Annotated in this window: 24 protein-coding genes; 5 read left to right on the top strand and 19 right to left on the bottom strand. The window is 65.6% G+C overall.

Annotated features, from left to right (window positions below; genetic code table 11):
* Positions 1–20: 20 nt before the first annotated feature.
* From selB to fdnG, 6 genes are all read right to left on the bottom strand, one after another.
* Positions 21–1,958: a selenocysteine-specific translation elongation factor gene (gene selB / locus VCS63_RS04605; RefSeq protein WP_323878594.1), complete on the bottom strand. Its 1,938-nt coding sequence runs from the start codon at positions 1,956–1,958 to the stop codon at positions 21–23.
* On the bottom strand, positions 1,955–3,391 hold the full coding sequence (selA, locus tag VCS63_RS04600; protein ID WP_042795611.1) for an L-seryl-tRNA(Sec) selenium transferase: 1,437 nt from the start codon (positions 3,389–3,391) through the stop codon (positions 1,955–1,957). Before selA ends, selB begins: the two co-directional genes overlap by 4 nt.
* Entirely contained in the window at positions 3,391–4,323 is a 933-nt protein-coding gene (gene fdhE, locus VCS63_RS04595) for a formate dehydrogenase accessory protein FdhE (protein ID WP_063961414.1), read from the bottom strand. The genes selA and fdhE overlap by 1 nt, the downstream gene beginning before the upstream one ends.
* A gap of 119 nt (positions 4,324–4,442) precedes the next feature.
* Entirely contained in the window at positions 4,443–5,075 is a 633-nt protein-coding gene (locus VCS63_RS04590) for a formate dehydrogenase subunit gamma (RefSeq protein ID WP_063639273.1), read from the bottom strand.
* Positions 5,068–5,967, bottom strand: coding sequence for a formate dehydrogenase subunit beta (gene fdxH / locus VCS63_RS04585; protein ID WP_042795613.1), 900 nt, complete (start codon positions 5,965–5,967; stop codon positions 5,068–5,070). Before fdxH ends, VCS63_RS04590 begins: the two co-directional genes overlap by 8 nt.
* Positions 5,968–5,977: 10 nt before the next feature.
* Positions 5,978–9,046: a formate dehydrogenase-N subunit alpha gene (gene fdnG, locus VCS63_RS04580; protein ID WP_141099891.1), complete on the bottom strand. Its 3,069-nt coding sequence runs from the start codon at positions 9,044–9,046 to the stop codon at positions 5,978–5,980.
* A 305-nt stretch (positions 9,047–9,351) separates the two neighbouring features.
* Between fdnG and VCS63_RS04575 the strand changes: the two genes are divergently transcribed.
* Both VCS63_RS04575 and VCS63_RS04570 read left to right on the top strand, forming a co-directional pair.
* On the top strand, positions 9,352–10,812 hold the full coding sequence (locus VCS63_RS04575; protein WP_104653891.1) for a DUF1254 domain-containing protein: 1,461 nt from the start codon (positions 9,352–9,354) through the stop codon (positions 10,810–10,812).
* 50 nt (positions 10,813–10,862) lie between these two features.
* Positions 10,863–11,366 (top strand): acyl-CoA thioesterase, encoded by a 504-nt coding sequence (locus VCS63_RS04570; protein WP_042795616.1) that lies wholly within the window; start codon positions 10,863–10,865, stop codon positions 11,364–11,366.
* Positions 11,367–11,437: 71 nt separating this feature from the next.
* On the opposite strand, the gene VCS63_RS04565 is transcribed toward VCS63_RS04570, so the two are convergent.
* The 9 genes from VCS63_RS04565 to ssuE form a co-directional block, all read right to left on the bottom strand.
* Positions 11,438–12,445: a sterol desaturase family protein gene (locus tag VCS63_RS04565; protein ID WP_042795617.1), complete on the bottom strand. Its 1,008-nt coding sequence runs from the start codon at positions 12,443–12,445 to the stop codon at positions 11,438–11,440.
* A 2-nt stretch (positions 12,446–12,447) separates the two neighbouring features.
* Complete coding sequence (locus VCS63_RS04560) at positions 12,448–13,182, bottom strand: polysaccharide deacetylase family protein (protein WP_104654142.1); 735 nt, start codon at positions 13,180–13,182, stop codon at positions 12,448–12,450.
* A 100-nt stretch (positions 13,183–13,282) separates the two neighbouring features.
* Entirely contained in the window at positions 13,283–14,263 is a 981-nt protein-coding gene (locus tag VCS63_RS04555) for a hypothetical protein (RefSeq protein ID WP_042795618.1), read from the bottom strand.
* A 173-nt stretch (positions 14,264–14,436) separates the two neighbouring features.
* Positions 14,437–15,285, bottom strand: coding sequence for a DUF2950 family protein (locus VCS63_RS04550; protein WP_223306399.1), 849 nt, complete (start codon positions 15,283–15,285; stop codon positions 14,437–14,439).
* A gap of 23 nt (positions 15,286–15,308) precedes the next feature.
* Positions 15,309–16,739, bottom strand: a complete 1,431-nt coding sequence (locus VCS63_RS04545; protein ID WP_323878590.1) for a DUF3300 domain-containing protein — start codon at positions 16,737–16,739, stop codon at positions 15,309–15,311.
* Between the two features lie 123 nt (positions 16,740–16,862).
* The gene (locus VCS63_RS04540) at positions 16,863–17,078 is read right to left on the bottom strand and encodes a TOBE domain-containing protein (RefSeq protein ID WP_006227327.1); all 216 of its coding nucleotides are present in this window, start codon (positions 17,076–17,078) and stop codon (positions 16,863–16,865) included.
* 63 nt (positions 17,079–17,141) lie between these two features.
* Positions 17,142–18,038, bottom strand: coding sequence for an ATP-binding cassette domain-containing protein (locus VCS63_RS04535; RefSeq protein WP_104653892.1), 897 nt, complete (start codon positions 18,036–18,038; stop codon positions 17,142–17,144).
* Positions 18,035–18,520, bottom strand: coding sequence for an ABC transporter permease (locus tag VCS63_RS04530; RefSeq protein ID WP_323878584.1), 486 nt, complete (start codon positions 18,518–18,520; stop codon positions 18,035–18,037). The genes VCS63_RS04535 and VCS63_RS04530 overlap by 4 nt, the downstream gene beginning before the upstream one ends.
* A 3-nt stretch (positions 18,521–18,523) precedes the next feature.
* Positions 18,524–19,144 carry an NADPH-dependent FMN reductase gene (ssuE, locus tag VCS63_RS04525; protein ID WP_042795620.1) on the bottom strand — a complete coding sequence of 207 codons (621 nt, stop codon included), beginning with the start codon at positions 19,142–19,144 and terminating at the stop codon, positions 18,524–18,526.
* Positions 19,145–19,387: 243 nt separating this feature from the next.
* Here ssuE and VCS63_RS04520 point away from each other — a divergent pair, with 243 nt between their 5' ends.
* Positions 19,388–19,825, top strand: coding sequence for a universal stress protein (locus VCS63_RS04520; RefSeq protein WP_042795621.1), 438 nt, complete (start codon positions 19,388–19,390; stop codon positions 19,823–19,825).
* Between the two features lie 15 nt (positions 19,826–19,840).
* Here VCS63_RS04520 and VCS63_RS04515 read toward each other — a convergent pair whose 3' ends face one another.
* From VCS63_RS04515 to VCS63_RS04500, 4 genes are all read right to left on the bottom strand, one after another.
* Positions 19,841–20,848, bottom strand: coding sequence for a 2Fe-2S iron-sulfur cluster-binding protein (locus VCS63_RS04515; RefSeq protein ID WP_323878582.1), 1,008 nt, complete (start codon positions 20,846–20,848; stop codon positions 19,841–19,843).
* Between the two features lie 12 nt (positions 20,849–20,860).
* Positions 20,861–21,340, bottom strand: coding sequence for a GlcG/HbpS family heme-binding protein (locus tag VCS63_RS04510; RefSeq protein ID WP_042795623.1), 480 nt, complete (start codon positions 21,338–21,340; stop codon positions 20,861–20,863).
* A gap of 42 nt (positions 21,341–21,382) precedes the next feature.
* The gene (locus VCS63_RS04505) at positions 21,383–22,843 is read right to left on the bottom strand and encodes an aldehyde dehydrogenase family protein (protein ID WP_082900741.1); all 1,461 of its coding nucleotides are present in this window, start codon (positions 22,841–22,843) and stop codon (positions 21,383–21,385) included.
* Positions 22,844–23,013: 170 nt separating this feature from the next.
* Positions 23,014–24,546 carry a hypothetical protein gene (locus VCS63_RS04500; protein WP_042795625.1) on the bottom strand — a complete coding sequence of 511 codons (1,533 nt, stop codon included), beginning with the start codon at positions 24,544–24,546 and terminating at the stop codon, positions 23,014–23,016.
* Positions 24,547–24,773: 227 nt separating this feature from the next.
* Between VCS63_RS04500 and VCS63_RS04495 the strand changes: the two genes are divergently transcribed.
* Both VCS63_RS04495 and VCS63_RS04490 read left to right on the top strand, forming a co-directional pair.
* The gene (locus VCS63_RS04495; RefSeq protein WP_323878580.1) at positions 24,774–25,517 is read left to right on the top strand and encodes a sulfite exporter TauE/SafE family protein; all 744 of its coding nucleotides are present in this window, start codon (positions 24,774–24,776) and stop codon (positions 25,515–25,517) included.
* Positions 25,518–25,596: 79 nt separating this feature from the next.
* Positions 25,597–26,316: a GntR family transcriptional regulator gene (locus VCS63_RS04490; protein ID WP_042795626.1), complete on the top strand. Its 720-nt coding sequence runs from the start codon at positions 25,597–25,599 to the stop codon at positions 26,314–26,316.
* Positions 26,317–26,323 lie beyond the last annotated feature (7 nt).

Here is a 26,323-nt window from a genome sequence, read left to right as displayed (position 1 = left end):
GTGGCCGCCCATGATACCGGTTACTGAGCCTGACGCGCACTTCCGTAGGCGCTTTCGTGGCGCAACACATGCGCATCGCGTACCCGTCGCGTGTATCCCACGCGGTCGAAGAACTCCAGGATCTGGATGGCCCGCTTCCTGCCCAGCCCCGTGGCATCGCGAAATGCCGCGGCATTCAGGCCGCCCTCCGGCCGCGCAGCGAGATCTCCCGCCAGCGCCGCCAATCCGGCCACCTGATCCCGGTGATAGAACAGATCCTTCACCACCTGGGCCACCTCGCCGCGCCGCAACAGCTTGCGCAGCAGTTGCCGCACACGGTCCTCGGGCTCGCTCAGCGTGCGGGCCAGATCCCGCACCCAAGGCGGGTCGAAGGCGCCTGCCGCCAGCAGGGGCAGCAGGCGTCCCGCCAGCGCCGACTCATCTGGCGCCAGCGTCGCAGTGTGGCCAGGAAGGTGCAGCCAGGGGCCGTTGCGCACGACGCGGCCATCGCGCTGCAGGTCGTCCAGCACCGCCAACCACAGCGCCTGCGGACCGACCGGCATGGCCATGCGGCGCAAGCGCGGGCCATCCGGTCCCGGCTCGTCGGGGGCCCCCTGGTGGAATGCCGCCAACGCCTGCTCGACGCGCGCGCGCAGCGCGTCCCAATGAGACGACAGGATCAACGTGCGCGGCGCTTGAGCGGTGCGCGCCTCCAGCCACAGCGCGCCATGCGGCGCGGAGATCTCGCGCACGGGCTTGCCCGTCAGGCGCTGCAACGCGTCTTCGTCCAGCCCGAGAGCCGCATGTTCCAGCACCGGGCGCAGGTCCGCTCCGTCGAGCATCGCCGCCATCGCCTGCAGCCAATGCATGCGTGCGGCGGAGCGGCGCTTGCGATCGGGCGCGTTCGGGTCCAAGACCCGCCCACCGCCGACGGTGCGCGTGGCCTGTGCATTGCGCACAATGTAGCGGTCGCCCGGCATGGCGCAGACTGGTTCGTCGAATACCAGCTGCACCCAGCCTGACTGCCCGGGCGCCAGCGATTCAGCGCTCAGCGGCACGGCGTGCGCCACGTGGCGCGCCGCGCCAATGTGCACATGGAGTGGAGCCCAGGCGCGCACGGGCGCATCCGCGGACGCCAGCAGCGTCAGCGCCACGTCCACATGGCGCGACGGCAGGAAACAGCGCGCGTCCGCGATCCAGTCGCCGCGCGCGATGGCGTTCTTGTCGATGCCGGCAAGATTCAAGGCGCAGCGCTGGCCAGCCACGCCGGTCTCGCTAGCCTGGTTCTGGGCATGGATGCTGCGCACACGCACGCGCGTGCCGACGGGCATCAGCCGCAAGTCGGAGGCTTCGTCGCCTGCGCGCACCTGTCCGGCATGGGCCGTGCCGGTCACCACGGTGCCGTGGCCGGCCAGCGTGAAGACCCGATCCACGGCCAGCCTGAAAAGACCGGCGTTGTCGCGGCCGAGCAAGCTCTGCGCCTGGGCATGCAGATGGGCTTTCAGCTCCGCCACGCCCGCATCGCCTGCCTGCGAGGCACACACGGCGTACACCGGCGCATCCTGTAAAAAAGTACCGGCCGCCAATTCGGCAATTTCCGCGCGCACCGCCTGCAACTGCCCGGCATCAGCGCGGTCGGTCTTGGTCAGCGCCACCGCGCCGCGCTCCACGCCCAGCAGGGCCAGGATGGCCAGATGTTCGCGCGTCTGCGGCATGACGCCGTCGTCCGCCGCCACCACCAGCAGGCCGAAGTCGATACCGCTGGCGCCCGCCGCCATGGTGTGCACGAGTTTCTCGTGTCCCGGCACGTCGATGAAGCCCAGCACGTCGCCGTTAGCCAGCGGCGTGTAGGCGTAGCCTAGCTCGATGGAAATCCCGCGCGCCTTCTCTTCCTTGAGCCTGTCGGTATCGACGCCGGTCAGCGCCCGTACCAGCGTGGTCTTGCCGTGATCGATATGCCCCGCGGTGCCGATGATCATGCCGGCTCCGCCAACTGCGCCAGTTGGGCGGTGAAGGCGGCCTCATCGCGCGCTTCCAGGCAGCGCAGGTCCAGCCACAGGGCGTCGTCGGCGATGCGGCCGATCACAGGCACGGGCAAGTGGCGCAACCGCGTCTCCAGCTTGTCCAGGTGCCGGCCGGCGCGGCCGCTGCCACTGTAGCGCACCGCCAGGCCGTAGCTGGGCAATTGGTCCACCGGCAAGGCGCCGCTGCCGATCTGACTGAACATGGGCACGGCCTCGACGGCGTAAAGGTCGCCCGCCGCATGCGCGAAAGCGCCGCGCAGGCGTTCGGCCTGCGGCTGGATATCGCGTTGCGGCCGGGTCAACAGGCGCAATGTGGTCAGTCGCTGCGCCAGGAATTCGGGCGCACGGTACAGGCCCAGCACCGGCTCCAGGGCCGCCAGGGTCAGTTTGCTGACGCGCAAGGCGCGCTTGAGCGGATTTTTCTTGATCTTGCGGATCAGGTCCGCGCGGCCCACCAGCAGCCCGGCCTGCGGGCCGCCCAGCAGCTTGTCGCCGCTGAAGGTGACCAGATCCGCGCCAGCCGCGATGGTTTCGCGCACGGTGTCTTCCTTGGGCAGGCCAAACTGAGTCAGGTCGACCAGCGTGCCACTGCCCAGGTCGACGGTGGCCGGCAGGCCGTGCGCATGGGCCAGCGCCGACACTTCGGCCACGCTTACGCTCTTGGTGAAGCCGGTGACCGCGTAGTTGCTGCAATGCACCTTCATCAGCATGGCCGTGCGCGGGCCGATGGCGTTCTCGTAGTCGGCGGCGTGGGTGCGGTTGGTGGTACCAATTTCGACCAGCTTTGCGCCGGCGCGCTTCATGATGTCCGGGATACGGAACGCGCCGCCGATCTCGACCAGCTCGCCGCGCGACACCACGACTTCGCGCCGGTCCGCCAGGGCGTTCAGCATCAGCAGCACGGCGGCGGCGTTGTTGTTGACGACGGTGGCGGCCTCGGCGCCCGTCAGTTCGCACAACAGGTCGTCGATCAGGTCGTCGCGGTCACCGCGTCCGCCGGTGTCCAGATCGAATTCCAGGTTGGCCGGGGTCGTAAGCGCGCGCAAGACCGAGGCCACGGCCTCGTCGGGCAGCAGCGCCCGGCCCAGATTGGTGTGCAGCACCGTGCCGGTCAGGTTGTACACAGCCCGCAACTTCGGTTCGGACGCCTTGGCCAAGGCGGCAGCCACGCGCGCCGCCACGGCGCCGGTATCGAGTTCCTGACGAAGAAGTCCGCCGGCCAGCGCGCGCTCGCGCATGGCGTCCAGGTCGCGCCGCAGGGCGGCGACCACCTGGGTCCGGCCATGTTCTTGCAGTGCGGCGCTCAGCGCCGGCGCGTTCAGGAGCCGGTCCAGCGAGGGAATGTCGGATACCGCGGCCAGGTCGCCCTCGGGCGGTTGTGCGTCCATTACTGCTCCGCTCCATGCCACAGCAACGGATTGCCGCTGGCCCGGGAATAGCCCGCCTCGCCCACCAGCACGTCCAGCATCAGGCTGGCCAGGTCGTCGGCCACGGGCTCCACCTGCAGGTCCTTATCCTGATAGAAGATTTTGCGGTAGGTATGGCAATGGTCGCAGGTTTCCGCCTTGATGGCGGGCGTGCGGCCCTCGATGGCTTGATAGGCCACCGATTCCACGTCTTCGCAGTGCGAACATTTCACGCGCACCATGTGCCATTGGGTCGAGCAGAGGCTGCAGCACAGGTAGCGGTAGCCTTCGAATTGCCCGCCCACGCGTACCACGCTGGCCACCGGCAGGCTGGCGCACACCGGACAGACGCCGAAAGGGCTGGCCACCGGGAGCTGCTTTTCGTCGAAGCGGCTGGCCAAGTCGGTCCAATAGACTTGCAGGGCCGCCATCACAAAGGGCGCCGCGGCACCGTCGACGCCCTGGTCCTGTTCGGACAGCACCGCCTCGGCCAGATCTTCCAACGACTCCGGATCCTCTGCCAAGGCGCGGCGCAGACCATTGCAGACCTCGATAGCCTCGGCCGGCACGTCCTTCGCACTGGCTACGTGGTCAAGCAATTGACCCAGGATGCCGCGCCACAGGGGATCGCGCGACCAGCCCACCGCCTGCAGAGGGGGCATGCCATGCGCCTGCGCCAGCGAAATACGGTCCTCGGAAGCCTCAGGCGCCGCGCAGTCCTGCAAGGCACGGTGTTGGGCGTCGACCAGATGCGCCATCAACAGCAGGTAATCGGCCACGGGGCTGTCCGCCGCCAGTTGCCGCAGACGCGCCGCGCGCACCGCGAAGACGGACCCGCGCTCTGGCAGGCTGACTCGGGGAATGCTGTTGTGGTCTAGCGCTTCGATCTCGCCGCGCGGAAGAATTCGCTGCACTTGCGTCTCCAGATAAAAAAACACGGCTGCCAGCCTTCAGAGAGAAGGATAGCAGCCGTTGGGCGGATGGGTGAGGGGCAGGAAGCGCACGCAGTGCGCGCGCCGTGGTGGCCTTTCCCCTATTTTCGGATTTGCTCCCGGAACCAGGCACGGTGATGCTTCCACGCCCATCCCGCCGTGACATAACCGCGCAGCATTGCGGTCAGCGATCCCTTGACCCAGATCGCCGCGTAGATGTGCACGATGATGGCGCAGATCAGCACCAGTGCGCTGACGGCATGCACCACCGAGGCGGCGCGGATAACCCAGATCGGGAAGTAGAACGCGAAGTACTCGCGCCAGATCACGATGCCGCTGACGAACAGGCCCAGCATGCAGAGGATCAGCACATAGAACAGCAGCTTCTGGCCGGCGTTGTACTTGCCGACTTCAGGCAGCTTTTCCTCGCGGTTCTCAACCACGTCGTTCAGTTGCCGCATCCACTGGCGATCGGCCTTCGTCATGAGGTTGTGGCGCCACATGTGGCCGGCGAACACGACGAAGCAGACGAACATCACCAGCCCGATGAAGGGATGCAGGATGCGCGTCCACGGACCGCCCCCGAACAGGTTGGTCAGCCAATACATGGACGGATGGAACAGCGCCAGCCCGGACAGCGCCAACAGGATGAACGTAAACGCAATGATCCAGTGGTTCGTGCGTTCACCCGGCGTGTAGCGCTTGATCCGGCGGTAATGGCGTTCTTCACTCATGGCGCACCTCCTCTTCGGCACGGCGTTCGTCTTCCTCGGACACCTCGTTGCGGCCAACGCGGGCGTAGTGGAAGAAGCCCGCCAGCGCGGTCAGTGCCATGGCGGCCACGCCCAGCGGCTTGGCCAGCCCCTTCCACAGCGACACCATGGGGCTGATCTGCGGGTCCTTGGGCAGTCCGTGGTACAGCCCGGGCTGGTCGGCGTGATGCAGCACATACATGACGTGGGTACCTCCCACGCCCTGCGGGTCGTACAGGCCGGCCTTGTCGAAGCCGCGCGACTTGAGGTCGACGATCCGCTCCTCGGCGTGCTGCGTCATGTCTTCCTTGGTCCCGAAGACGATGGCGCCGGTGGGACAGGCCTTGACGCAGGCGGGTTCCTGGCCGACGGCCACGCGGTCGGAACACAAGGTGCACTTGTACGCCTTGTGGTCCTTCTTGGAGATGCGCGGCACGTTGAACGGACAGCCGGTGATGCAATAGCCGCAACCGATGCAGTTCTCTTCGTGGAAATCCACGATGCCGTTGTTGTACTGGATGATCGCGCCCGGCGAGGGACAGGCCTTCAGGCAGCCCGGATCCTCGCAGTGCATGCAGCCGTCCTTGCGGATCAGCCATTCCAGGTCGCCTTGCGGATTCTCGTATTCGGAGAAGCGCATGACCGTCCAGGAATGCTCGGTCAGGTCGGCCGGATTGTCGTAGACGCCCACGTTGGTGCCGATCTCGTCGCGCAGATCGTTCCATTCCATACAGGCGCTTTGGCAAGCCTTGCAGCCAATGCACTTGGAGACGTCGATCAGCTTGGCCACCGAGCCCGTGATGGGTTCACGGATGCCCGGCGGCGGCGTGGTGGTGGCGGAGCGCCGCTTGATGTCTAGGGATTGCATGGACATGTCGGTCTCCTTAGGCCTTCTCGACCTGCACCAGGAACGACTTGAATTCCGGCGTCTGGGAATTCCCGTCGCCCACGAACGGCGTCAGGGTGTTGGTGAGGAAGCCGGGCTTGGCCAGGCCCACGAAACCCCAATGGATGGGGATGCCCACGTGGTGCACGGTCTTGCCCTCGATGGTCAGCGCGCGCAGGCGCTTGGTGACCAGCGCCACCGCCTTGATGTAGCCGCGGTTGGACGACACCTTCACGCGCGAACCATTGGCGATGCCCAATTCCTTGGCCAGCGCTTCGCCGATCTCCACGAACTGCTCCGGCTGGAGGATCGAGTTGATGCGGACGTGCTTGGTCCAGTAGTGGAAGTGCTCCGTCAGGCGGTAGGTCGTGGCCACGTAGGGGAACTTGTCCACCGTGCCCATCGCGGCCAGGTCGTCCTTGAAGACCCGCGCAGCCGGATTGCTGGTGACCCCCTTTGCCTTCGGATACAGCGGGTTGTAGCCCAGCGGCGTCTCGAAGGGCTCGTAGTGCTCGGGGAACGGCCCTTCGGCCATGCCCGCCCGCGCGAAAAAGCGCGCCACGCCCTCGGGGTTCATGATGAACGGCCCCATGCCGCCATCGGGATTCTCGTCGCCCTTGAAGTCAGGGATGTCGGCGCCGGTCCAGAACTTGCCGTTCCACGAAATCAGGCTGCGGCGCGGATCGAACGGCTTGCCCGCCACGTCGCAGGATGCGCGGTTGTACAGGATGCGGCGATTGGCCGGCCACGCCCAGGCCCAGTTCAAGGTCTGGCCGATGCCGGTCGGGTCGCTGTTGTCGCGCCGCGCCATCAGGTTGCCGCCGGGGCCCCAGGCGCCGGCAAAGATCCAACAGCCGCTGATGGTGGAACCGTCGTCGCGCAGTTCCGCGAAACCGGCCAGCTGCTCGCCAGCCTTGCGGGTGACCTTGGAAGGATCCTTGGGGTCGGTCAATTCCACCAGTGCGCGGCCCGTGTATTCCTTGGCCAACTCTTCCGCGGTGGGATTCTGCGGATTGGCGTAAGGCCAGGACAGGTTGACGATGGGGTCCGGATACTTGCCGCCCTCGTCCTGGTACATCTTGCGCAGGCGCGTGAAGATCAGCGCCATGATCTCGATGTCGCTCTTGGCCTCGCCCGGAGGCTCGGCGCCCTTCCAGTGCCATTGCAGCCAGCGGCCGGAATTCACCAGCGTGCCGTCTTCCTCGGCGAAACAGGTGGTCGGCAGGCGGAAGACTTCGGTCTGGATCTTGGACGGATCCACATCGTTGGCTTCGCCCGCGTTGCGCCAGAACTCGGAAGTCTCGGTGACCAGGGGGTCCATGATGACCAGGAATTTCAGCTTGGCGAAACCGGCGTTCAGCTTGGCCTTGTTGGGCGCGGCCGCCAGCGGGTTGAAGCCCTGGGCAATGTAGCCGTTCATCTTGCCCTGGTTCATGAGCTCGTAGACCTGCAGCATGTCGTAGAGCTTGTCCAGCTTGGGCAGGTAGTCGAACGCCCAGTTGTTCTCGGCCGTGGCGGACTGGCCCCACCAGGCCTTCATCAGGCTCACGTGGAACTTGCTGTAGTTCTGCCAGTAGCTCAGCTGGTTGGGCCGCAAGGGCTTCAACGTGCGCGACTCGATGTACTTGCCGTAGTCCTGTTCAGGCTCGTTGGGCAGGGTCATGTAGCCGGGCAGCAGGTTCGACATCAGGCCCAGGTCGGTCAGGCCCTGGATGTTCGAGTGGCCCCGCAGCGCGTTCATGCCGCCGCCGGCGATGCCGATATTGCCCAGCAACAGCTGCACCATCGCGCCCGTGCGGATGATCTGCGAACCGATGGAGTGCTGCGTCCAGCCCAGCGCGTAGAGTATGGTCGCGGCGCGGTTGGTCGTGGCCGTGGAGGCCAGCATTTCGCACACTTTCAGGAACTTGTCCTTGGGCGTGCCGCAGACGCGCTCGACCATGTCCTCGGTGTAGCGCGAGTAGTGCTTCTTCAGCAGTTGGTAGACCGTGCGCGGATGGGCAAGCGTCGGGTCCGTCTTGACGTAGCCGTCGTCGCCGCGCTCGTAATCCCAGCTCGCCTTGTTGTAGGTGCGCTTTTCGGCGTCGTAGCCGGAATACAGGCCGGCGTCGAACGCGAAGTCCTCGCGCACGATGAAGGAAAAGTCCGTGTAGTTGCGTACGTACTCGTGCTGGATCTTGTCCTTATCCAGCAGGTATTTGATGACGCCACCCAGGAAAATGATGTCGGTGCCGGTACGTATGGGCGCGTAGAAGTCCGCCACGGATGCCGAGCGCGTGAAGCGCGGATCCACGACGATCAGCTTCGCCTTGTTGTGGGCTTTTGCTTCCGTGACCCATTTGAACCCGCAAGGGTGGGCCTCGGCGGCATTGCCACCCATGATCAGCACTACGTCCGCGTTCTTGATGTCGACCCAATGGTTCGTCATCGCTCCACGGCCAAACGTCGGGGCAAGACCTGCCACCGTCGGGCCATGTCAGACACGGGCTTGATTATCGAATGCCAATATCCCCATGCTGCGCACAGTCTTGTGCGTGATGTAGCCGACCTCGTTGCTGCTCGCCGAGGCTGCCAGCATGCCGGTGGTCAGCCACCGGTTGACGGTCTTGCCGTCCGCGGTCTTCTCGACGAAGTTCGCGTCGCGGTCGGCCTTCATGAGCTTGGTGATGCGGGTCAGAGCGTCGTCCCACGACATCCGTACCCACTTGTCCGAACCCGGCGCCCGGTATTCCGGGTACTTGAGGCGGTTGGGACTGTGGATGAAGTCGATCAGGGCCGCGCCCTTCGGACAGAGGGTGCCGCGGTTGACGGGGTGGTCCGGGTCGCCTTCGATGTGCATGATGCTGGCACGGGCGTTCTTGGAGCCGTCGCCCAAGCCGTACATCAGCAGTCCACAGGCGACCGAACAGTAGGGACAGGTGTTGCGCGTTTCAGTCATGCGCGCAAGCTTGTACTGGCGGACTTCAGCCATGGCCGTGCCGGGGGCAGCCCCCAGCAAAGCCAGGCTGGAGCCTGCCAGCGTCGCACCGGTCACCTTGAAGAACTGGCGGCGATTCATGTTGACCATGAAACACTCCTCTCCTGGTGAAATGAAGAAAGCCATTGGCTCGCCGCGGGCGAAAAAGCCCTACGGTTCCCAAGGACATTTTCCCGAGTATAGGCTTTGCACGGCGGGCGCGCCATGGCATCCGGCCCCAAAGAGATCGTCCTTATGCCGGAAAATTGGCTGCTAAATCGGGTTTTTTCGCAGATTTTGGATGATCTGGCGGCTGCTACCATTCCCGGCTGCCTGGACTTGCCGGCGCCCTCCCGATCCGGGGACGCCCCGCCGCCAGCTTTCCACCCACTCTCCGCATGACCGTAGGAGCGCCGATGCGCCGCCTTGTTGCCCTGGCCCTGTCTTTCGCCGCCGTCGCAGCGGTGGCGCCGACGGTGCCCGCCCACGCAACGCCCCCCGTCCCGACCCCGGCCGCTGCCGCCACCGAAGCGGCCTCCCAGGCGGCGATGGAAGGCTATCTGTATTTCTATCCGCTGGTCACGATGGACCTGACCCGCCGCCAGTTCATCCATCCAGCGCGAGGCGCCGAAGGCGCGCCGGCCAATGCCTTTCTGCACGGACGCGCGCTGCCGCAGCCTCAGGCCGCCACCCCCTGGGCCAATCCCGACATGCTGCGCAGCGTCGGCTGGCTGGACCTGACGTCCGGGCCGGTGGTGCTGTCGGTCCCGGATACCCAGGGCCGGCTATACACGCTGACGCTGTTGGACATGTGGACCGATGTGTTCGCCACGCTGGGCAAACGCAGTACCGGCACCGCCAAGGGGAATACGGTGATCGTGCCGCCGGGCTGGAGCGGCGTGCTGCCATCGGGCATGGCCCGTATCGATGCCCCAACCGCCTATGTCTGGGCAAAGAACCTGATCCAGGTCGACGGTCCCGCCGACTATCCGGCCGTCCACGCCTTGCAGGATGGCTTCGTCCTCACGCCGCTGGCGCAATGGAACCTGCCCGCGCAGTCGCAGCGGGTCAAGGCCGACCCTTCCCTGAATCTGCAGATTCCAGTTCGCGAACAGGTCGAATCCATGCCGACCGACGCCTTTTTCGAGTACGCCGCCGAACTGCTGCGCAAGAATCCGCCGCATCCCACCGATCAGCCGGTGCTCGCGAAGCTGCGCAACGCCGGGCTGATCGCTGGCCAACCGCTAGACTTCGACAAGCTGGGCCACCCCGTCAAGCAGGGCTTGCGCCGCGGCCTGCGCGCGGCGCGCGAGCGGATGACCACGGCTGCCGGCGGCACGGTGCGCAGCGTGAACGGCTGGCACCAGGAAACCGCCAGCATCGGCGTCTACGGCAACTCGTACCTACGGCGCGCGCTGGCGGCGCAGGCGCAGCCGGGTTCGGGCCTGCCCGAGGATCTGAGCGTGCTGCTGCTGGCTGCGGACAGCCAGGGCGCGCCATTGGATGCCGCCCACGGCTACACGCTGCGTTTCGAGAGCGACCAGTTGCCGCCCGCCGCGGCGCTGTGGTCGCTGGCGGCCTATGACGCGCAGGGCATGCCGTTTGCCAACGCCCTCAACCGGTACGCGCTCGGCGATCGCGACCCCTTGCAATACAACGCCGACGGTTCGCTCGACCTGCGCATCAGCCACGCCCCGCCCGCCCCCGAGCAACAGTCCAACTGGCTGCCCCTGCCCGCCACGGGGCCCATTAGCGTGCTGCTGCGCGTCTATGCGCCCAAGCCCGCGTTGCTGGACGGCCTATGGACGCCGCCTGCGCTGCAGCGCGACGCTCCGCCCGAAGAAATCACCGAAGACGCCGAAAAGACGCAACCATGACGGGCGCCTCCCGCTACCATAGGTGTTTTATCCAAGATTGAACGCCCGCCATGGACGAAGCCTTTAGCCACCAATTGTCGATGACCATCCTGATGACGCCAGACATGGCGAATTTTTCGGGAAACGTACACGGCGGAACCATCCTCAAGTACCTGGACCAGGTGGCATATGCCTGTGCCAGCCGATATGCCGGCCAGTATGTGGTCACCTTGTCGGTCGACCAGGTGGTGTTCCGTGAGCCCATCCATGTCGGCGAGCTGGTGACCTTCCTTGCGGCCGTCAATTACACCGGCCGCACGTCGATGGAAATCGGCATCAAGGTCGTCACCGAGGACATCCGCAAGAAGCTCGTGCGCCATACCAACAGCTGCTACTTCACGATGGTGGCGGTGGATGACCAGGGCGCGCCAACCGCCGTGCCGCCGCTGGAACCGCGCAACCTCGAAGAAAAGCAACGCATGGAAGCCGCCCGGCTACGCCGGGAATTGCGCCAGGAAATGGAACGCCGGCATGGCGAGATCAAGCGGGAAACCACGCACGACACCCAGCCCTGAAACAGGGTTTACGGACCCTCCCAAGCAGAACGAGCCCTGGCGGGCTCGTTTTTTTTGTGTGGCAGCGGACTTCAGGCGCGTTCCGCGGACGCCGGAGGCGCCGGGGACACGGCGGCCGGCTCGCGGTCGCGCCCCACCATGCGCTTGAGCCCGAGCCACTGCTGGGCCCAGAAGCCCCGCCCATAGTCGCGCCCGCCGAGCTCCGCTTGCTGATCATGGATACCCGTGGGCCCATAGCCGACGCCAAACCGGGCGGTGCGAAAAAGCACGTCCCAGATGGGGAAAAGCGCGCCGAAGTTGTAGCCGCCCACAGGTCCCGGCGAGGAAGCATCGTAGGCGATGGAATGATGGTGCCTGTGAAAGCGCGGGCTGACCAGCAGGCGTTCGCCAATGGCGCCGAAATGCAGGCGCAGGTTGGCGTGCGAGAAACTCTGCGCCAACTGGGTGATGGCCACCACCATGACGAACTGCGCCGGCGGCACGCCCACCAGTTGCGACACGAACACCACCAGCACGTCGCGCAGCATGTCATCCAGCAGATGATTGCGGTCGTCGCTCCAGATGGTCATCTGGCGCTGGCTGTGGTGCACGGCATGCAGCGCCCAGAGCCAGCCGAAACGATGCTGGGCTCGATGGTAGAAGTAATCCACCGCATCGAAGAGCAGCAGGTAGATGATGAGGCTGACCCACGCCTTGTCCGTCACGCCCGGCCAGTACTGGTCCAGCTGGAAGGGCGCAAATCCCCAAACGTGCAATTGTCCGAATACGCTGTCCCACAGCGGGTCGATGGTGAAGAACAACAGCAGACGGAAAGCGCCAAGCCGATGGATCAGCGTGTACAGCACGTCGATGCCGATCTGCCGACGGTCGGTGACGGGTTCCACGGGGCGCAGGCGCTGCAGGGGGCCGAACACCAGGACCAGCACCGCAATCTGCAACAGGCCGACCAGCAGCCACATGGTGGCGTCGTAGCCGTCTTCGATGAAGTTGCTCATGCCCAGGTGGAACAGCGCGGGCTGAATCGCCGTTTCGAAGAGCCATTGCTGGCACTCTCCGAACAATTGACTAAGCGTATCCATGATCAGTGATGAGTAGCGATCCAATCGCGGTAGGACGGGTGCGTGTCCAAGGTAGCAAAACAATAGCCCTTGCGCTGCAAACCTTCAATCAGCGGCTCCAGCACGGCCGGCGCCCAGGGATCCTGGCGCGACCAGATGCCCAGGTGGGCCAGCAGGATGTCGCCAGGCTTGATGGTGCGCAGGGCTTGGTCCAGCAGGCGGGCGTTCGGATACTTGTCGCTGGGCAGCTCGTCGCCCAGAAAGCCGGCAGGCGCCCAGCCCACGTGCTCGAAACCGCAGGCTTTGGCGGCCTTGAGCAGGGCGGGCGAGGTCTTGCCGCCCGGAGCGCGGTAGATAGGCAGGATATTCTTGCCCGTCATCTGGTGGAAACGGGTGGCGGAGCGCTTGATTTCGGCGCAATACTGCTCGGGCGTCCACTCGGCGCGCTTGCCCGCATCCGGGCCGGCGCTGGGCTTGACGCGGAATTTGCCGCCGGGCAGATCGGCCTGCCAATACACGTGGTCGTAGGTATGCGAGCCGAAGACATGGCCCTCGGCCGCGCGCGCCTTCCACCACGGCGCCCACACGTCGTCCAGGCTGGAACCATCGGTCAGGGTGCGTTCGTTGGCCAGGAAAAAAGTGACCTTGACCTGATGGCGGGCCAACACCTCGGCAACCAGCGGCGCCACGCCCATGTGGCCGGTATCGAAAGTCAGGTAAACCGGCTTATCGCAAACCGCCGGCGCTGCCATGCCCATCGCGGGCAAAACCAGCGCGACCACGACCGCTGCGCGGAGGCGTTTTGCCTTGCCGGGCAGCAAGCCCGCAAAGCATGCGCCGCGTCGGGGCCCTTTCTTTTTATCTTGTAGGAGCATGGTTCAGGGTCCAGACGCCGTGGGGAGACTTGCCCACCGGCACCTGATTGACCACCTTCTTCTGCTCCAGGTCCACCACGGTGAGCTTGCGGGCCCAGCGCGAGGTGACCAGCAGCGTCTTGCCGTCGGCCAGCACGTCCATGCAGTCCGGGCCGCCCGGCACCGCGAAGGTGTCGGTCACGGCCAGGGTTTGCAGATCGATGCGGCTGATAGAGTTGGCGGTACGGTTGCTGACGAACAGGTGGCGGTGGTCGCCCTGCGCGCGGAAGGCATGGGCGCCCGCCGCGGTCTTGATGCGCGTCACCAGCTTGGCCGGGCCGTTGCTGACGTCGTAGGCCTCGACGTAGGAATCGCCGGTCAGCGCCACCAGCAGAGTCTTCTGATCGGGCGTCAGGAATACGTCGGCCGGGGTCTTGCCCACCGACACGGTCCACTTCGGCGTCTGCGTCGCCAGGTCAATGGCGATGAGCTGATCGCTATCCTGCAGCGTAACGTAGGCCGTGGTGCTGGTTTTGTCGATCATGATGTGGCTGGGCGTCTTGCCGGCCGGAATGCGCTTGACCAGCTTCAGGTCAAAGCCCTTTTCCAGCGGCTGCCAGGCATAAATGTCGATGTGGTCCAGGCGGTTGGCCGCGGTCACGAACCACTTCATGTCCGGCGAAAACTGCAGCTGGTAGGGATCGACGATGCCGGTCAGCGTGCGTTGCACTTCGCCGGTCTTGGGGTCCATCAGGGTGATCGAATCGCTGGTGGCGTTGGCCACCATCAGCGACTTCTCGTCCGGCGTGAGATAAAGGTGATGCGGTTCCTTGCCCGTAGGCACGCGCCGCAATTCCTTGTACGAGCTCGGATCAACGATGCTGACGTTGGCGTCCAGGGAGTTCAGGACGAAAATCGGGGCCGAAGCCGCCGCGGCGCTCAGCGCCATCCCTACGCCGAACAAGGCGTAGCGGACAAAATGCATGGGATTCAATTTCTAGGTCCGGCAAAGGGGTATCGGGCAGGGTCCCGGTGCTCGCCATTTTAGGCACAGCAGGCTGACAAAAGCGCGTCGCGCCATGCTCGGTCGACAAACGGACACGCCTGTTGCGACCCAGCAACAGGCGTGCACGGCTTGCACCTCAGAAGCCGGAAAAATCATTTACTGCCAACGGGTTGCGCGTCGGCGTCAGTCCAGGTTCCGGCACTGATATCGCGTTCCCGCAGCGCCGCTGCGCGCGCTGCGGACGAGGGCCCGAGGTCGGCTTCCAGCACGCCCCCTTCAGGCCCCACGACAAAAGAATCAATGCCGGTCTGCCCATACCGGGCCGGCCAGGCGACGATGCGGTAAGAGTCGCCCGCGGGGCCGGGTATTACCTTGTACCGATAGCCGTAATAGGCGTCGTCCACCGGCACTTCCGGCCCCATGCTCAGCGCATCCAGGCCGAAGGCCTGCTGCGGCGCGCCGGGCACCTCTGGCCAATACAGGCCGTCCCGGTGTCCGGGACGGCTGACAAGGCGGCTCGCATAGCGCCCCTGGCCCACCCCGTCCTTGTAGCGGGCCTGGGCAGCCTGCAACTGTCGCAATGTATCGATGGCCGTCAGTTCGTTGCGCCCGATTGCGCGGCGACGGATTTCCGCCTTGCCCGCCATCGGATCGAAGCGCCATCCCTGGCCAGCGCGCACGATCGGCACCGGCAGCGTCCATCCGGAATCGCCGACCGCCACCCAGGAGCGGCCGCCGTCGGCCACGATCTCGTGCTTACGCACCCAGGCCGCGAGATACCGGTAGATATCCTCCTGGTCCACGCCGCCCGGCACGATCTGCCGGTGGTTCGGGCCCAGCACCTTGGCCAGGGCATCGACGTCATTTGTGGCCAGCGCGTCGGTGAATGCCTGCGCGGCCGCCTGGGCACTGGGATACAGGCTCTGCGCCATGGAGGGGGCCGCGAAGCCTAGCGCAAGCACCGACGCGGCGCAAAGCGCGCGCAAACGAGCAATCGTCATAAGACCTCCGTTGTTCATGGTGCTTACCTCCGGCCACCGCCGCCCCGGCCGCCACCGCCGCCGCGATGGGGAGCGCCCCCGCCGCCGCGGTGCGGCGCGCTCGCGCCGGGGCTGCGATGCCCCCCTCCGCCGCGGCTCATTTCGCCTCGCTGGTTCTGCTGCCGCATGCGGTCGCCGTCGCCCGCACCGCTCAACGCGGTGTGGCTGTTGGACGCACGCGCGCGGTCGCGCGCGGCGGATTCGTCGGCGCGCTGGCGCTGGGCCGCGGCCTGCCGGTCTTGCGTGGACACGCTGGACGCACCGGCCGACCGCCCTTGCGCCCTGTCCTGCGTGGACACACTGGAGGAACGGTCCCGGCCGCCCTGCGGCCCCTGACCCTGTCCACGGCCGGCGGCGCCTTCGCCCCGGCCCGCGCCCTGTCCGCGCGCCCCGTCCGGGCCGGAATGACCGGCAATGGGTTGCCCGGTGCGACCTTCAAACGACTGGGCCGCCCGCTGGCGGGCGGCGTCGCGGGAACCGACCGCGGGCGCCGCGGCGGCGGCTCGGCCGCCCTGACCCGCCCCCTGCGCACGGTTCTGCAGGCCCGCCTGCCGCTGACTATCGAAGCGCTGGCGGCTGGCCTGGTCGGCATAGGGCGTACTGCCGCGATTGGCGGCATTGTGCTGCCAGGTGGACCGGTTATTGGTGACGTTATTGCGGTCTATGCGATTGTTGACGTTGATGTTGTTGTAGCGGTCGACGTCGATGTCGATGTCGCCATGCCCCCAGTTGGCATCGCCCCACATGGAGTTGATGGCCGCGACCCCCAGCCCGAACCCGATGCCGGCGACCAGCGACGTCGCAAACATCGATCCCGGCGGCGGGGGATAGTAGTAAGGCGGATAGGAGGGGTACGCCCACGTCCCGTACACCACGGTCGGGTTGTAGCTGGGCACGTACACCACCTGCGGGTCCGCCGGTTCGATCACCACGACGGTCTTTTCGTTTTCAGTCGTGGTCTTCACGGTCTGCTGTGGTGTGCTCTTCAGGTTGCCCGCCTTTTGAGCCTGCTTGCGCAGCCGCTGGACCGAGTCCATGACGGCCTCGGGTTGCGCCAGGAAGGCGTCGCCGACGGATTTCACCCAATCCGGCTGGCGACCCATCATATCCATGACCGAGGGAAACGCCACCAGGGATTTGACGCTGGGATCCCAGGACTCGCCCTCGACCGCCTGGACCGCCTTGTCGCCGGATTCCGACGTGTGCGCCGCCGACCATTTGGCAGCCGCCGCGACATCGTCAGGGTAGGTCGCTCCCATGAGTATTTGCGAAAGCAGCGAATCCGGATACAGCGCCACGGGCGCCATCAGCTGATCCAGTTGCGCGTTGTCCAGCTTGGTCTGCGCCGTGGCGGGGAAGCAGACAGCCAGCCCCAGGCATAACCAGCCGATGAACCACCGTTGCAGTCGACGCATTTTCCGTTCTCCGTGAATCGCAAAGCATGAAGCCACAAGCCAGGAGGAAACTGCCGGATATCGCGCTGACAATATATGCCTAACACCGGCGCAGGGGAAGCGCCGGCGCACATCTATTCCCGGTCACAGTTTGGCGACGGAAACCTCGGTCGCCTTGACGAAGGCCAGCACCTCGGTGCCGACCTGCAGATCCAGTTCTTTGACCGACCGGGTCGTGATCACCGAGGTCACAATGCCGGCCGGCGTATCCACGTCCACCTCGGACACCACCGGCCCCAGGATGATCTCCTTGATCTTGCCGCGGAACTGGTTGCGGGCGTTGATGGATTGAATGCTCATGGTCTTGCTCCTGGAGTAATGGGCGGCGCCATGCCACCCGGGCGTGAATCACGAAGCGCGGCCTCAGACCGCCAGCTTCAGATGGCGAATCTGGATGACGGGCGCCAAGGGTCTTTCGGTATCCGGCGTGTCTTGTTGCCGCAGCGCAGCGCGCAGCACCCGCGCTTGCAGCGCGGCAAACGCGGCCGAGCCACGCGCGCGCGGACGCGCCAGGCCGACACGCTCGTCCAGCGCCACGCCGCCTTCGTCCAGCACCAGGATGCGATCCGCCACCGTCACGGCCTCGGCCGCGTCGTGAGTTGCCAGCACAGCGGTAAAACCCTGCTGGCGCCAGCAATCTTCCAGCAAGCGTTGCATCTCGATCCGGGCCAGCGCGTCCAGTCCCGCGTAGGGCTCGTCCAGCAGTAGCAGCCCCGGGCGGCGCGCCAATGCGCGCGCCAGCGCCACGCGTTGGCGTTGCGGTTCGGAAACCTGAGCCGGCCAATCGCCTCCGTGGCCGTCGAGGCCTACCTGCCGCAAGGCGTCGGCCGCCTGTGCCGTTCCGGCCAGACCCAGGGCCACGTTTTGCAGCACGGTCTTCCAGGGCAGCAGACGCGCGTCCGGCAGCAGCAGGCGCACGCGGCTATCGGGCGCCCAACTGGGAAAGTTGTCGAACAACAGGGGCGACCGGCTGGGCTCGCCGCCGCGCTCGTCGGTGGGCGCCAATTGGCCCGCCAACAGCCGCAACAGGGTGCTCTTGCCGCTGCCGACGCTCCCGACCACGGCCACGAACTCGCCTGGCGCGATCTCCAGATCCAGCGCCTGCAGCGCGACGCGCCCGTCAAAACGCCTGGCCAGCTTGCGCAGGGTCACGCGCAGCGCGGGTTGCGCGCCAGCGTCGGGCTCCGCATCCGGTTCGATCTGGCCGTGCGACTCCAGGTATTGCAGCAGCTCGAACTCGTTGGGGTTGGTGAACATCATCGCGGCCTCCAGCGCAGCAGCCAGCGCTCCAGAACACCAATCAGCGCCCCCGACGCCGCGCAGAGGGCCGCGTAAAGCGCGATGCCCAGCAACAATGCTGCGGCGCCCGACGGTTTGCCGGCCGGCAGCGGCAGCAGGCCCGAGGGCGTCACGAAGAGTTCCAGCGCGATCAAGGTCAGCCATAAAAGTCCCAATCCCTGCCTCAGCCCCGTCAGGATGAACGGCAACGCGCCGGGCAGGAGCACATGCAGAAAAAGAGACCAACCACGCAAATCATGAGAGCGGCCGGTCTCGACCAGCGCCGGATCCACCGCGCGCAGCCCGCGCGCCGTCTGGACCAGGACCGGCAGGAACAAGCTCAGCGCACACAGCAGCGGCCTGGGCGCAACGCCGCTGCCCAGCCATAACGCCACCAGCAGCACCGGCCCCAGCCCGCGCAGGATCCAGGTATCGACAGCAGGGATGGGACGGGCGCGCAACATAGGTCAGACGCTGAATCCGCCCGCCAGGGCGAGCCGACCCAGATCGTAGGATTCATGGGCGATGGCGCCGCGTGGCAGCGTTTGTTCGGACAGGCGTTCCACCGAATCCTCCAGGCGCCGGCGCACCTCGGCGTCTATCTCGCCCACGCCGAACTCGTCCACCTGTACCTGCGCGTCGGTGGCGTAGACGCCCGCCAGGATGTGCCGCGCACCCAGCGCCGACAGCACGGGCTTCAACCCGTACTCCAGCGCCAGCAGATGCGCCGGGCTGCCGCCCGTGGCGATGGGCAGCACCACCTTGCCCGCCAGCGCCTTGGGGTCCAGCAAGTCCAGCACCGCTTTCAAGCCGCCGGAAAAGGATGCCTGGTATACGGGTGTCGAGATCAGCACGGCATCGGCCGCCGCCACCCGCGCGCGCAACGCGTTGGCCGCGGCGCCGGCGTAATGGCCTTCGATCAGTTCTTCGGCGGGGATATCGCGCAGGCCCAGTTCACCGACCGCCAGGCCTCGCGATTGCAGGATCCCGGCGGCGTGCCGGAGCAACAGCGAGGAACGGGAGCGCTGCGACGGACTGCCCGCAATGGCGAGCACTCGGGCGAAGACCTGGCGACGTAGCGATGACATGGGAATTCGATTCCGGAGGGGGGTTCATGGAGACGAACCGATTCTGTCATCGCTGCGAGGCGGCGAAAAATACTTAGTCGATATGAGGTTATGTGGATCGCCGGGTTCGGCTTCTTTTGGAAATATGCGGGATTACCGCAAGCCGCCAGCCTCGTCCTTCTGCAGGACTGGATTGCAGGGAACGGCAAGCCTATACTGGATTGGCGAGTTGCTCCCTATTCCTTTTCCTAAAGGAGAGGCAACATGTATAAGCACTTGCTCGTCGCCGTGGACGGCTCCCTGTTGTCCGAATCGGCCTTCAAGCGCGCTCTTGTTTTCGCCAAGGAAATGGGCGCCACCATCACGCTCATCCGCGCCATCCCGGAGGACCATCTGCTGGTCTATCAGGCCGAGATGCTGGGCACCACGCAGGCGCACCACACTGACCAGGCTCGCAAGAACGCGCAAACCTATCTGGACAACCTGGAAATGGAAGCGCGCCATGCACTGGTGCCGTGCAACGCGGTTGTCACTGTCAACGACCATCCCCACGAGGCCATCGTCGAGGCGGCGCAGAACCAGGGGTGCGACCTGATCGTAATGGGTTCGCATGGCCGGCACGGCATGACGGGCTTCTTGCTGGGCAGCGAAACGCAACGCGTGCTGGCTCGCACCCGCCTGCCGGTGCTGGTGTACCGTTAGGGCCGCGCTGGCCTCTCAGGCGGCGGCCAGCGCGTGCTGGAAGGTAAAGCTGTCGGAATACATGTGTTCCAGGCTCGCGCCGCGCGCGGCCAGGAGGCTCTTGGCCTCGTGGATCATGTCCGGGGCGCCGCATAGGTAGAAGGCGTGTTCGGACAGGTCTTCGTGGTCTTCCATGACCGCCTGCTGCACGTGACCACGGCGCCCTTGCCAGTCCGCGCCCGCCCGCGACAGCACCGGCACGAAGGTAAATTCGTACAGCCGACCTGCCCAGCTTTCGATCTCGTCGCGCAGGTACAGGTCCGCCTCGGTGCGCATGCCCCAGTAAAGCGTGACGGGCGGGCAATCCTCGTTGTCCAGCAGCGATTCCAGGATGGCCTTGATCGGCGCGATGCCGGTGCCCGTGGCCATCATGATGAGCGGCCGCCAGTCTTCCTCGTGATAGCTGAATACGCCCAGCGGCGCTTCGATCTCCACGTCGGCTCCTGCTTGCGCCTGGCCCAGCCAATGGTCGGTATAGCGGCCGCCGGGGATGCGGCGCACGTGAAAATCCACCAGATTCCCGGCAGGCGCGGATGCCATGGAAAAGCTGCGTGTCTCGCCGTCGGGCAGCACCACATTCATGTACTGGCCCGGCACATAGTCCAGGCCCTCCTCGGGCAGCGCCAGCGTCAGGTGGATGACGTCCTCGCAATACCGTTCGATGCGGTGAATGGTGGCGGGCAAGCGGCGCGGTTCCGGAAACGATTGCCGGCTGCTCGCCACACTGATGCATAGATCGCCCAATGGCTGCGCCTGGCAAGCCAGCGCGTAGCCTTCGGCGGCTTCTTCGGGTGTCAGGGCCATGGGAAATTCCTCGTACTCCACGGCGCCGGACTCCAGTTTGATGCGGCAAGTGCCGCAGCCGCCGAAGGTGCACTCGTGCGGCAGCTTCACCGCCGCACGATCGGCGGCCTGCAGCACGGATTCGCCTTCTTCAACCTGGAATGACTCGTCGGTTTGCAGGATATGCACGCGGTATGCCATGGCCGGCCTCGCTTATTTCTTGATGTCCGCCTCGACCAGCACTTTCATGCCGCGCGGCTCCAGCAGTGCCGCCAACGCCGCCAGCGCGGCCAGGCCAGCCTTGGTGTCCTGTTCGCCGTTGCCGCCGCTCAGGCCGACGCCGCCGATCACCTCATCGTTCACCACGATGGGAAAACCGCCGACAAACACGGCGAACTTGCCGTCAAAACTCCACTGGATGCCAAAGGCCTCGTTGCCGGGCAGCGCCGGGCCGTTGGGCGGCGTATTGAAAAGGTGCGTGGAACGCTTGTGCCCCGCCGCCGTGAAGGCCTTGTTCCAGGCGATCTGCGGGCCGGTGATGCGGGCGCCGTCCATGCGCTCCAGTGCTATCGGATAGCCGCCGTCGTCGACGATGCATATCGACTCCAGCACGCCGATCTCTTCCGATTTCGCGATGGCAGCGCGCACCATTGCGCGCGCTTCTTCCAGTTCCAGACGATAGACCTGCTTCATGGGAATGACCTCTCCTGAGTGCCGTTATGGGATCGCGCGGAATCAGCCGGCGCGGTAGACAGTTTTGATCTGTGTGTAGAACTCCAGCCCCACGCGGCCCGATTCGCGAAACGTGGACGTACTGGAATGCTTGAGGCCGCCGAACGGCGCGTTGATCAGGTTGCCGGTGGTGGTCCGGTTTATCTTCACTGTGCCAGCCTGGATATCCCGAGCGAAGCGGTGCGCATAGCGCGCGTCGGTGGTCGCAATGGCGGCCGACAACCCGTACTCGGTGTCGTTGGCCTTGGCAATGGCGTCTTCGTAGCCATCCACCTCGATCAGCGCGATCACGGGACCGAATATTTCTTCGCGGGCAATGCGCATTTGCTGGGTGACGTCGGTAAACAGCGCTGGCGATACGTAATAGCCGCGTTCGAACCCGGCGCCGGTCAGGCGGTCGCCGCCATACAGATGGGTGGCCTCCTGCTTGCCGACCGCCACGTAACCCAGCACGTTGTCCAGTTGCTTGGCCGTGGCTAGCGGGCCCAGGTCGAAGTTGCCGTCCAGGCCATTGCCGATGGTCAGCGTCTTGATGCGGGCCAGCAGCTTGTCCGTGTAGGCTTGGCGCACCCGTTTGTCCACCAGTACGCGGCTCGTGCCGGTGCAGGCCTGGCCGCTCAGCGAAAAGCCGCCCTTCACGGCCAGGTCCACGGCACGGTCCAGGTCGGCGTCCGCCAGCACGATCAGCGGATTTTTGCCCCCCAGCTCCATCTGCGTGCGGGTGGTCAGCCCCGCGGTGCGGTGGATCTGTTCGCCGGCGGCAGTGGAGCCGGTAAAGGAAATTGCCCGCACCGCCCGTGCCGCCGTGATGGCTTCGCCGACGGCGCCGGCCGGACCGGTCAGGAAGTTCAGCACCCCGGCCGGCAGGCCTGCCTGCACGAAGGCCTCGGTCAGGCGGTAGCCCGACATGGGCGCATCGGAAGACGGCTTGAATACCACCGTGTTGCCGGTGATCAGCGCCGGAGCGATCTTGCGCGCGGGGATGGAAATCGGAAAGTTCCAGGGGGAGATCACCGTCACCACGCCCAGCGGCTCGCGCTGGCTGTAGACCACCATGTCGGGATCGTCGTTGGGATAGGTTTCGCCCGTGTAGGACTGCCCCTCCACCGCATAGAAGCGGATCGTCTGCGCCGAGCGCAACACCTCGTCCTTGGCCAGATTCAGGCTCTTGCCCTCTTCGCGCGTCAGTTCGCGCGCGATGTCGCTGGCATGGTCTTCCAGGTACTGGGCCGCGCGGAACAGAATGGCGGCGCGCTTGGAGATCGGCGTATCACGCCAGCCCGCGAAGGCAGCCTCGGCCGCGGCCACCGCCTGGCGGGCGTCTTCCGCATCAGACACCTGGAAGCGGCCGACGATGTCGTCGGTATCGGCAGGATTGATATTGGGCGCCGTCTTGCCGGTACCGCAGGGCACCCAGGCGCCGCCGATGTGGTTCAGGAACGTTTGCTGCGAAAGATCGTCCACGGGAGCTATTCCTCAGTCTGCGCCCGGCTTACCGCAATGCCGGGGCGGGTTGGCTTATGAACATTGTATACTTTAATCAATATGGTTCGATACGTGTAAACCCCTGCTTCGCCAGGCCAGATCCAGAAAAAAAGGGCCCCGCAGGGCCCCAAAGCAGCCCACAAGCAGGATCAGCTCCAGATCAGCACCGCGCAGATCGTCGAAACGAACAGCGCCAGCAGCACGGGCAATAGCAGGGCGCGCACCAGCGACAGCACGTTCACCCGCGCAAAGCCCGCCACGGCGATCAATGAGGACCAGGCGATCAGCGTGCCGCCTCCGGTCCAGACCGCGCCCATCTGCCCGACTGCCGCCAACGTCGCAGGGTCCACGCCCACGACCGGCCCCAGCGCACCGGACAGGGTGCCGGTCAGGGGCAGGCCCGCGAAGCCGGAACCGTCGATCCCCGTGATCATGCCGACCAGCAGCACCCCAAATGCCACCAGGAAATGATTTTCGGGAATCAGGTGCTGGCCGGCGGAAATCACCTCGAACAACAGGCCGGGCGCCTGCGCTTGCGGCACACCCAGGATCTGCGCGGCGGTCTCATTGGCGCCCACGAAGAAGAAGCCCGCAATCGGCAGCACCGAACCCATGGCCTTGAAAGCAAACACAAAGCCGTCGGTGACGTGTTCCGGACAGACGTCCAGCATCTTGCGCGGGCCTTCCGCGGCCAGCGTTACCAGCATCATCACGACAAAGGCCACGCCGCCCACCAACGCCGCCGCGTCGCCGCCGCGCAACGCGGGCAGCGACGGAAACAGGCGCGGCAGCACCATGACGGCGATCACCGCCAGAAAAGCCAAGGGCGTCACGACGGCGAAGGTCTTGGACCAGCGCACGCGGCGGCGCTCTTCTTCGCTGAGGGCCGGGCCGCTGGGCAGCGCGGGATCCGCGCCCATGGTGCCGCGAGCGAGCTCGGCCTTGTCGAAGGATCCCGACTGCTCGATGCGCGCCAGGCTGCCATCCTGGGCCCGGGCCTGCCAGGCAGACAGAAGCGCCGCATCGGCGGGCACGATGTGCTTGCGGATCAACAGGTAGGCCGCAACCAGCGCGACCCCGCCGGTAATCAGCGACAGCACCAGCGCGCGGTCGGCGACCACGGCGGCGCTGACCGCCGCGCCCGCCGCCTTGGCGCTGATGCTGGGCGCTACCCCGATCACATAGTCCGAGGACAACGCCATGCCTTGGCCTGCGATGGCGATGGCCATGGCGCCGGCCAAGGGCGGCAGGCCGGCCGCGATGGCCGCGGGCAGCAGGATGGCGGACACCAGCGGCACCGCTGGCGTGGGCCAGAAAAATAGCGAGATCACATAAGTACAGAGGGCGATGATCAGAAAGGAGGAATGCCCGCCCCGCATGACCCGGCGAAACGGCTGCACCATCCGCACGTCCGCCTGCAGGGTCTTCAGCGCGTTGAGCAGCGCGGTCATGAAGGTGATCACGAGAAAGATATTGAACAGCTCCTTGGCCGCCACGAAGCTGGCCGAGAAGATGCCTATCAGGGCGCTGATCGGATTGCCCGTGATGGCAAGCACCACCAGAAAGGTGCCGATCACCGACGGCACCACCACGTTGGCCCGCAAAATCATCGTCAGGATGATGGCGGCGACGCTGATCAGGTACATCCAGTGAGCAGCGTTGAGCACTACGTCCGCTTGCATGTGCTATTCCCCTTGTATGCGTGGCTGTCGTAGCGCCACGTTCGGTATACTATATTTCGTTTGTGGCTATACCAATCAAAATATGCACCGCCTAGGGAAAGCGATAATTCTGAAAAATCCATGAATAGCGCCAATAAATCAGGGGATTACCCTAGGTTTGAAGCATTTTTTGGAATTCGTAAAAATCCTGGATAGACTATCGTATACATAGTAGACACGTTCCAGGCATGACATCCTCCCTGCCGTACCCCGATCTCCTGCAATACGCCACCATGGCCGCCGTCGTATTCGGCGCCGCGATCGCGCAGGGCGTGGGCGGCGTGGGTTTCGCCATGTTCGCCGCGCCGGTGGCGGCCATATTCTTCCCCCAGTTGGCGCCGGGGCCGCTGCTAACGCTGGGCGGCTTCATTTCGCTCTTGACCGCGCTGCGCGAGCGCACCGCCATCCATTGGCCTTCGGTGTCCTACGCTCTTGCAGGACGCGCCGTCGGCACACTGATCGCCATCTACGCCATGACGCGCTTTGCGCCGCAGGCGCTCGGCGTACTGTTCGCGGTCCTGATCCTGATCGCCGTGGCGCTGAGCGCGGCGGGCCTGCATTTTTCAGCCACGCCCGGACGCGTCTCGGGCGCGGGCGTGGCCTCGGGCATCATGGGAACCATGACCTCGGTGGGCGCGCCGCCCATCGCCATCGTGATGCAGCACGCCGCGCCCCCGCGCCTGCGCGCCACCCTCGGCATGGTCCTGTTCCTGGGATCGATATTCTCGCTTGCCATGCTGGCGTGGGCCAAGCGGTACACGGGCTATCACGCCGGGCTGGCGCTCAGCCTGGCGCCTTTCCTGCTGGCCGGTTTTGCAGTCTCCAACCGGCTGCGCCACCGCCTGCCTCCGCGCGCCGTGCGAGGCGTGCTGCTAGCGGTGTGCGCCTTGGGCGCGCTAGGCGTACTGGGCAAGGCTTTTTGGGGACACTGATGCAGTTCGACCCTCAAGCCGCGCAGCTACACCCGGTAATACAATGGAGACTGTATCCATTAAGCCAAACCTGCTCGCCATGACCACCTCACCCGTCAGCCCGCAAGCCGCAGAAACGCAGCACTCCGCCTCGCTGAAAATCGGCGAGCAGCATCCGCAGTTGTTCGCCGTCATCCGCGACAAGCTGCGCGAGCGCATTCTCAGTGGCGAGTTCACGCCCGGCGACCGCCTGGTCGAGGGCCGTTTGTCCGAAGAAATGGGCGTGTCGCGCATCCCGGTGCGCGAGGCGTTGCGAGCCCTGGCCGCCGAAGGTCTGGTGACTATCGAACCGCGGCGCGGCGCCTCAGTGTCGGTGCTGTCCGACGCGGTCGCCTATGACATGGTGGAGGTCCGCGCCACCCTGGAAGGCCTGAATGCGAAGCTTGCGGCGCAACGCCGCGACGATAAAACGGTGGAACGGCTGCAGGCTTTCCTGCGCGAAGGCACGGAAGCCGCCCGCGGTGAACAACTGGACAAGTTCCTGGCTTTGAATTCCCAGTTCCACGAAATGCTGGCCACGATCGGCGGCAATGTGGTGCTGACTGACTTGATGCGTTCGCTGCGCGACCGCACGGCGCTGTTGTTCGCGCCCAGCAACATGCTGCGCGCCAAACAGAACTGGGACGAACACTCCCAGATCCTCAATGCCGTCATCGCCGGCAACGGCGACCTGGCCGCGCTGCTGGCCAGCCAGCACGTGCACAACGCCGCCAAAGCCTACACCGAGGCGCAGCAGCAGCCGCACGCATCGGTGGCCTAGGCGGCGG

Source organism: Achromobacter sp. D10 (assembly GCF_035282245.1).
Taxonomy (GTDB): Bacteria; Pseudomonadota; Gammaproteobacteria; order Burkholderiales; family Burkholderiaceae_B; genus Achromobacter; species Achromobacter insolitus.
The sequence above is the reverse complement of the archived record's forward strand: the minus strand, read 5'-3'. Positions and strand labels throughout refer to the sequence as shown.